The organism is Rhizobium sp. P1_E1 (assembly GCF_056406015.1).
The window spans coordinates 1-5883 of sequence record NZ_JBFUAY010000246.1 but is presented as its reverse complement, the minus strand read 5'-3'; the positions used below and the strand labels follow the sequence as shown (position 1 = coordinate 5883).

7 protein-coding genes are annotated in these 5883 nt (G+C 61.4%); all 7 read right to left on the bottom strand.

What is annotated here, in order from left to right; translation table 11 throughout:
• Window positions 1–1087 (bottom strand): NAD-dependent succinate-semialdehyde dehydrogenase (locus AC1D1Z_RS32910; RefSeq protein WP_477853041.1); only part of this gene is annotated, 1087 nt, incomplete at its 3' end.
• A gap of 10 nt (window positions 1088–1097) precedes the next feature.
• The gene (locus AC1D1Z_RS32905; protein WP_130674245.1) at window positions 1098–2177 is read right to left on the bottom strand and encodes an ABC transporter ATP-binding protein; all 1080 of its coding nucleotides are present in this window, start codon (window positions 2175–2177) and stop codon (window positions 1098–1100) included.
• Window positions 2174–2974 (bottom strand): ABC transporter permease, encoded by an 801-nt coding sequence (locus tag AC1D1Z_RS32900; protein WP_018246715.1) that lies wholly within the window; start codon window positions 2972–2974, stop codon window positions 2174–2176. Before AC1D1Z_RS32900 ends, AC1D1Z_RS32905 begins: the two co-directional genes overlap by 4 nt.
• Before the next feature lies 1 nt (window position 2975).
• On the bottom strand, window positions 2976–3848 hold the full coding sequence (locus AC1D1Z_RS32895; protein ID WP_130654048.1) for an ABC transporter permease: 873 nt from the start codon (window positions 3846–3848) through the stop codon (window positions 2976–2978).
• A 113-nt stretch (window positions 3849–3961) separates the two neighbouring features.
• Window positions 3962–4972: a polyamine ABC transporter substrate-binding protein gene (locus AC1D1Z_RS32890; RefSeq protein WP_130719329.1), complete on the bottom strand. Its 1011-nt coding sequence runs from the start codon at window positions 4970–4972 to the stop codon at window positions 3962–3964.
• A gap of 44 nt (window positions 4973–5016) precedes the next feature.
• Complete coding sequence (locus AC1D1Z_RS32885; RefSeq protein WP_028732336.1) at window positions 5017–5340, bottom strand: NIPSNAP family protein; 324 nt, start codon at window positions 5338–5340, stop codon at window positions 5017–5019.
• Between the two features lie 5 nt (window positions 5341–5345).
• The coding region (locus AC1D1Z_RS32880; protein WP_477853036.1) for an aldehyde dehydrogenase family protein at window positions 5346–5883 on the bottom strand (538 nt) is incomplete at its 5' end.

The window sequence follows — 5883 nt, the reverse complement described above, 5'->3', positions numbered from 1 at the left end:
GCGCGTGGCGCTTGCCGCCTAAGACGATCGCGGCCCCCTTTGCAACGGCGTCGCTGATATGGCTTTCGACCTTGGCGACGGCGTTGTCGTCGATGAGCGGGCCAAGCACGACGTCACGGTCGAGACCATTGCCGACCTTCAAGCCCGAAACCGCCGCGGCAAGCTTGGCGGCAAACGCCTCGTAGACGCCGTCCTGGACATAAAGCCGATTAGCGCAGACGCAGGTCTGGCCGTTGTTGCGGAACTTGGCGATGAGCGCGCCTTCGACGGCRGCGTCSAGRTCSGCATCSTCGAACACGATGAAGGGYGCATTGCCGCCAAGCTCGAGGCCGAGCTTTTTGATTGTCGGCGCACATTGCCGGTAAAGCAGCTCGCCCGTCCGGGTGGAGCCCGTGAATGTCAGAACCCGAACGTCACGGCTTGCCGTCAGCGCCCCGCCAATTGCCGCTGCGTCACCCGTAACGATGTTGAGAAGCCCCGGCGGCAGGCCGGCACGCTCACCGAGAACGGCGATGGCGATGGCGGAGAATGGCGTCTGCAGCGCCGGCTTGAGAACGACGGCACAGCCGGCGGCAAGCGCAGGGCCAATCTTGCGGGTGATCATCGCGTTCGGAAAATTCCAGGGCGTGATCGCCGCCACTACGCCTGCCGGCTGGCGCAGGACGAGGATCCGCTTGTCGGCCTGATGTCCCGGGATGGTCTCGCCGTTGATGCGTCTCGCCTCTTCGGCGAACCATTCGATGAAGCTCGCACCATAGGTGATCTCCCCCTTGGCCTCGGCCAGGGGTTTTCCCTGTTCCAGCGTCAGGATCATCGCCAGATCGTCGCGGTTTTCGATCATCAGCCGATGCCAAGCCTTCAGAACGGCGGCGCGCTCCCCGGCGGTCTTCTTCGCCCAAAGCTTCTGGGCAATGACGGCGGCGCGGATGGCGTCCTCCGTTTCCGCGGCACCGAGATCRGGGACCACCCCCAGCGGTTCGCCTGTCGCCGGATTGCGGATCGTCGCCGCCTTGCGGCCTTCCGCTTCGATCCAGCGATCGGCAATGGGGCATGCCTGACGGAACAGCGAGGGATCATTGAGCTTCATATGACAACTTTCAACAGAACACGTGAGCGGCACCGGGATCGAAATCCAGATGGACTATATCTCCGCGGCTGAGCCCCGCGATAGCCTCATGACCGAACGGCAGGCGAACYGCCAGCGCCTCGCCTGTTGCCGTCTCGGTGGAGACATGAATATTGTTGCCGAGAAAGGTAATGTCGCTAACTGTTGCGGCAAGGCCCGCTCCCGCCGCTTGGGCGCGCGACAATCGAATGCGTTCAGGCCTCAGCATCAGGGCTGCCCTCGTCCCGGAGGTTCCTTTTCCATGCACCGGAATATGGTTGAAGACGCTCCCGCCGCCAAGCGAAATGGTGGCCTGCCCATCGGAGGATGACAGCAGGTCGCATGAAATGAAGTCGCTGTCGCCGATGAATTCGGCAACGAAGCGGGTCCGCGGATTGGCGTAGAGTTCCGGCCCCGTGCCGATCTGGTCGATGACGCCCTTGGAAAAGACGGCGATGCGGTCGGAGAGCCGCAACGCCTCCTCCTGGTCGTGCGTGACATAAAGGATCGTCACTTCGGTCTGCTGATGGATCCGGCGTATCTCATGCTGGATTTCCTCGCGCAGCTTCTTGTCGAGCGCCGACAGCGGCTCGTCCATCAGAAGCACCGGCGGATCATAGGCTAGGGCTCTGGCAAGGGCGACACGCTGCTGCTGGCCGCCGGACATTTGTGCGGGCTTGCGATCCTCGAAGCCTTCGAGCCTGACGAGGCGCAGCATCTCCTTCACCTTGCTGTCGACCTCGGCCTTGGACTTGCGCCTGACCTTCAGCGGGAATGCGATGTTTTCGCCCACCGTCAGGTGCGGAAACAGGGTGTAGCGCTGGAACACCATGCCGATGTTGCGCTTGTGCGACGGCGTGGCGAGCAGGGTCTTGCCCTCCAGCGTGATGTCGCCTTTCGTCGGAGTTTCAAAACCGGCCAGGATGTAGAGGGTCGTGCTTTTCCCGGATCCGGACGGTCCGAGAAAGGTCAGGAACTCCCCGCGCCGAACGTCGAGATTGACGTCGTGGACGGCAACCACCGGGCCGTATTCCTTGCGTATTCCGCGGATCTGAAGGAATGGTTCTCTCATTGTTTCAGTACCTTACGCACGACGGCAACCAGCGCCATCAAGATGATCGTCAAAAGGATGAGAAGGGTCGACGCCGCAGCGACAACCGGGGTCAGATCTTGCCGCAGCGTCGCCCACACTTTTACCGGCAGCGTCTGCAGCGTCGGGCTGGACATGAAGATCGCCACCACCACCTCATCCCAGGATGTCAGGAACGAGAAGACGGCCGCCGAAAACAGCCCATGGCTGATCGCAGGCAGGGTCACCCTGATCTTTGCTTCCAGAGGCGAGGCCCCGCAAAGAACCGCCGCGTCCTCGATCGACTTGTCGAAGCCCTCCAGCGCACTTGAGATGGACAGGATCGAGAAGGGCAGCGCGAGAACGAGGTGCGAGATGACAAAGCCTACCAACGTGCCGCCAAGGCCGATCCTTAGAAAGAAGGCATAAAGGGCGACTGCAAGAACCACGACGGGAAGGATCATCGGCGTCAGGAACAGCGCTTTCAGCGCATCGCGGAACAGGAACGAACCGCGCACCAGCCCGAAGGAGGTCACGAGCCCGAGCAGCACCGACAGGATCGTCACGATGACCGCGATCTTGAAGCTCGTCCAGGCCGATTCCAGCCAGCGCGGATCGGCAAAGAGCTCGCTGTACCATTGAAACGTCCAGCCGGGCGGCGGAAAGATCAGCCACTGCGAGGAGCCGAAGGACAGGGCGGCGATAAAGACGATCGGCAGCAGCAGAAAGGCCGCAGTCAGAACCGTTATCGTCAGCAGCATGTATTTCCACCAGCCGAGGCGGTCGAAATTGAGCAACATATCAACGCCCTCCCGGGTTCTGGTTGCCGACGAAGCGCAGCTGCACGGCATAGAGCGACAGGGTCACCACGAGGAGAACCAGCGCCGCAGCACCTCCCATGCCCCAGTTGACCAACGACTGCACGAATTGTGCGATCAACTCTGCGAGCATCATGTTCGCAGTGCCGCCGAGAAGCGATGGCGTGACGAAATAACCAAGCGACATGACGAAGACCATGAGGGCACCGGCCGCCATGCCAGGCATGGCCAAGGGCAGCAGGACACGGGTCAGGCACTGCCACCGGTTGGCGCCGCAAAGTGCTGCCGCCTGCAGGGTCGACGGGTCGATCTTCTTGATCACGCCGTAGAGCGGCAGGATGATGAAGGGCAGCATGATATAGGTCATGCCGATCGTCACCCCGGTCAGGTTGTTGACGAGCGCCAAGGGCTTGTCGATCAGCCCCATTCCGATCAGCATCTTGTTGATGAGCCCCGTCCGCTGCAAAAGCACCATCCAGGCATAGGTGCGGGCAAGCAGGTTGGTCCACATCGACAGGAGCAGGATCGCAAAGATCACCGACGTCAGGCGGCCGGGCATGATCGCCAGTGCCCAGGCGACGGGAAATCCGATCAGCAGCGAAATCACCGTGACGAGACCGGAGACGATGAAGGTGTTGGCGAAAATCTTCAGATAGGTCGCGGACCCGATCAGCTGGGCATAGTTTCCAAAGCCCGGAACAGGTTCCAGCACGCTGCGCAACAAGAGCACCGCCACCGGCGCGATGAAAAAGATCGCCACGAAGGCGAGAGCCGGAACGACTCCGCCAAAACCCGTTGCCCTGCGCGCCTTTGGCAGGGGCATGATTGCGCCGGAGGCATCGCTATATGTCGACATGACAGTCCTTCCCACCCGCCAATTTCCACAGGCGCCGAGGTCCAACAAACGGGCACCGACGCTGCGGGAGGCACGGCGAACATTCGCCGTGCCTGATCATCTCAAGTTTCAGGCTATTTCGCCTGCCATGCGTACCATTTCTCGCCGATGGCATCGCGATTATCAGCCCAATAGTTCATGTCGGCATTCACCTGGCTTGCCGTCTGCTGATCCGGCAGGGTCTTGGCCGTCTCCGGATCCATCAGCTTGGCCGAGTCAACATTGATTGGTGCATATCCGGTGGCCTTTGCAAGGGCGGCCTGCGGTTCGGCCGAGGTCGCCATTGCAATGAACTTCATCGCGGCTTCCGCGTTCGGCGAACCCTTTGGCACGACGAGCGAATCCGCAGCGGTGATGTTCTGTTCCCATGAGGTCTCGGTCTTGATACCGCTCGCCGCAAGCGCGGTCATGCGGCCATTCCAGACACTGCCGAAGGGAGCCTCGGCGGACGCCAGAAGCTGCTGCGACTGTGCGCCGCCCGACCACCAGACGATGTCCGATTTGATCGTATCGAGCTTCTTGAAGGCGCGGTCGAGATCAAGTGGATAGAGCTTGTCGGCAGCCACGCCGTCGGCAAGCAACGCCGCTTCGATCACGCCAGGAGCCGACCACTTGTAGAATGTGCGCTTTCCCGGAAACTTCGTCGTGTCGAACAGATCCGCCCAGGTCTTTGGGCAGGCGCTGACGGCATCGGCATTGCAGCCGATCACGAAGGAATAATAGAAGCTGCCGACCGAATAATCGGTTACAAAGCGCGGATCGAGCTTGGATTTATCGATGACGGAGAAATCGAGCTTCTCGAGCTGGCCATTCTTGCCGGCCTGAGCGGCATAGTCGCCTTCGACGTCGACAACGTCCCAGGTGACCTGGCCAGCCTCGACCATCGCCTTGAGCTTGCCGTAATCCGTCGGCCCGTCCTGTACGACGGTGATGCCGGTCTTCTCGGTGAATGGGCTGGCCCATGCGGCCTTCTGCGCGTCCTGGGTCGTTCCTCCCCAGCTCGAGAAGACCATGTTGTCGGCGTGCGCCGGTCCGGACACAGCCACGAATGCGGCAACCGCCGCGAAAGCAAATGTTGTTTTCATGTTCCCTTATCCTTGTTCTGGTTTGTCCTGTATGCCTTATGCCGTCAGTGCGCCTCGCTCCTGGGAGAAAAGCTGGCTGGCTTCATAATCTTGTTTTCCGCCACCTCGATGAGATCGCGGATTTTGGGCAGGAAGGCCTGCCACCGGGGATCGGCCAAAAGCCTCTGGCGCCTCGCCTCCCGATCGTCCAGGCTCGCAAAGGCCCAGATGTGGACGATCTCGTTGATCGTCCCGATCTCCGAAAAGAAGTAACCGACGAGCGTGCCGAGATGGCTCTTCTGGATCTCGATCCCCTCCTCCTCGACGACCTTGAGATATTGCGGGATCGTGCCGTTCTTCAGCCGATAGGTGCGGATCTCGTAAAACATCGGCGCTACCTCATCACGAAGGGATCGGGGATCGGATCGTCCGATGTCCTGAGCCAGATCGTCTTGGTGCGGGTATAGTCGAGCGCCGCGGCCATGCCGCCTTCCCTGCCATGGCCAGACAGGCCGAAACCGCCGAACGGCGCGATCGGTGATACCACGCGGTAGGTGTTGACCCAGACGATCCCGGCACGGAGCCCCTTCATCAGCCGGTGCGCCCGGGTGAGGTTCTGGGTGAAGACGCCGGAAGCCAGGCCATAACGGGTATCGTTGGCGAGCCGCAGCGCCTCGGCCTCCGTCTCGAACGACACGACGGACAGGACCGGTCCGAAGAATTCCTCGATCAGGGACGGCGAGGCGACATCGTCGCAATCGAGAATCGTCGGCGCGAAATAATAGCCGTCGCCGTCGATCTTGCTTCCGCCCGTGACGAGGCGGGCGCCGCTTTCAATCGACTTGGCGACGAGGGCGCCGATCTTGTCCTGCTGGCGCTTGGTGGCAAGCGGGCCGACTTCTGTCGCCATATCGAGCGGAGCACCGATCCGG

Coding starts and splice junctions, on each gene's coding strand:
- AC1D1Z_RS32900 (WP_018246715.1), bottom strand. CDS start 2,974: ATGTTGCTCAATTTCGACCGCCTCGGCTGGTGGAAATACATGCTGCTG.
- AC1D1Z_RS32895 (WP_130654048.1), bottom strand. CDS start 3,848: ATGTCGACATATAGCGATGCCTCCGGCGCAATCATGCCCCTGCCAAAG.
- AC1D1Z_RS32890 (WP_130719329.1), bottom strand. CDS start 4,972: ATGAAAACAACATTTGCTTTCGCGGCGGTTGCCGCATTCGTGGCTGTG.
- AC1D1Z_RS32885 (WP_028732336.1), bottom strand. CDS start 5,340: ATGTTTTACGAGATCCGCACCTATCGGCTGAAGAACGGCACGATCCCG.